1 protein-coding gene is annotated in these 1,609 nt (G+C 60.0%); it reads right to left on the reverse strand.

All coding sequences use genetic code 11. The features are described 5' to 3' along the window. Positions 1-19: 19 nt before the first annotated feature. Positions 20-1,468, reverse strand: coding sequence for a transposase (locus WCA10_RS14375; protein ID WP_472823223.1), 1,449 nt, complete (start codon positions 1,466-1,468; stop codon positions 20-22). Positions 1,469-1,609 lie beyond the last annotated feature (141 nt).

Here is a 1,609-nt window from a genome sequence, read left to right on the forward strand (position 1 = left end):
CTCCTGCGAACGATTTTGACTAGCAGCCCGGGGTGTAAGTAACTAATTTTCGGCACGACCAGCCGCGCCGAGTTGCGCGTCGAGCTTCGTGATTCTGTGACCGATATCGTACAAGATATTGAGATTCGGCTTCCTGAGAGCCGATTTCGATTTTCCTGACGAGTAAGTAGTAAATAAACAGCAAGAAAGAGGTCCCCCCGAGGTCTTTCCACTGCCGCGGCGTGCCCGCACCCAGCACTTGCCGCAGGATCAGGCTCAAGTTGAACGCCCCCACATGGACCAGTTGCCGCTTCAGAATATTCTCGTGTCCGCGTAGATGTGTGCGCCTCATGCCGCCCGTCTCGTAGCAGTGCGCAAAGCTGCGTTCCACCAGTTCGCCTCGCCGCCGCAGTAAGCTTTTGCCGTAGCCGCCGCGCACGCGCCGTCGATTCTGGTACACCGCCTGTTGCTCCTCGGTTTTGCCCTCCCAGTGGCGCTGCCCCCCTTGTTTCTTTTCCGGAATGTAGGTACGCACTTCGTAACTCTTCACCCGCTCCAAGACCGCGCCGCTGTGGTAACCCTTGTCCGCCACCACCTCTTCGATTCCCTCGACGTTGACCTTGGGAGGATCCGCGGGATGCTGTTCCACCTCGCGGCTCACTAACTCCGCCACCGCCATCCCCGCCTCGCTCAGCGTCGCGTCCAGCGTCGCGGTGTCGCCCAGGTCGGCCGCTTGCAGGGTTACCGCCACCACCGCACCCGTATCCAGATCGACCGCGTGCTCCGCCTTGTGCGCCAAGTGCGTGCGCCCGTCCTTCATCTTCGTAATCCGTGCATCTCCGTCCGCCGGGCTCTCCCACTCCTTATTCGACATCCGCTTCTTCCGCTTGCGGTCCAACCGTGCCAAGTCTTCCCGGGTCGGCGTCTCGATGCCCGAAGCCTTCGCCAGACCACGCAGAAACTCCTCATAGCTTTCCCCCGTGTCGCGGCGCACAATCGAGCGCATCGCCGCATTCGCCTCCAACGTGGTTGCATCGATCGCGATCCGCTTCCCCTTCACCAACCCACGTTCGGCCAGCACACCCAGCACCCAGCCGAAGACTTCGCGATGCGTTTCCACGTCGATCAAACGGCGGGTACGCGAAATCGTCGTGTGATCCGGCGTGTCCTCATCCAACCCAATCCCCACAAAGCGCCGCAACCCCAGCGAATCCGCCAATTGCCAGGCAATCCCCCGTTCACTGTCGATGCCCTCAAAGTAGCCCAGCAGCAGCGACCGGAAGTAGATTCCCGGGGTTAGCGACGGCCGGCCATACTTAGCCGCATAGAACTTCGTACACCGTCCCTCCACAAACTCATCGAACTTCTCCCCCTCCAGCAGTTCATTGAGCCGCTGATAGAACGGATGTCCTGGAGCCGAAGGCAGCTCCATATGAGCGATCCAAATGTCTTCTTGCTTTTCCCGCTGCTTGCGCGTCCCCATCGCCATACGCGCATTCTACGAATCCTACCTGTGGATCCTTCAAACTCTTTTGCTTACGCATCCGGACTTACACCCCGGGCTGCTAGCGAACTGCTCGCTGTGCTTCTCTAGCATCTGGCGCACCCCTGTGGAGTCAATCGCGTGGAC

Source organism: Occallatibacter sp. (assembly GCF_049582745.1).
In the GTDB taxonomy this organism is placed as follows: domain Bacteria; phylum Acidobacteriota; class Terriglobia; order Terriglobales; family Acidobacteriaceae; genus Telmatobacter.

Excerpts from the sequence above, each read along its gene's own strand:
- WCA10_RS14375 (WP_472823223.1), bottom strand. The coding sequence starts at position 1,468 with ATGGCGATGGGGACGCGCAAGCAGCGGGAAAAGCAAGAAGACATTTGG.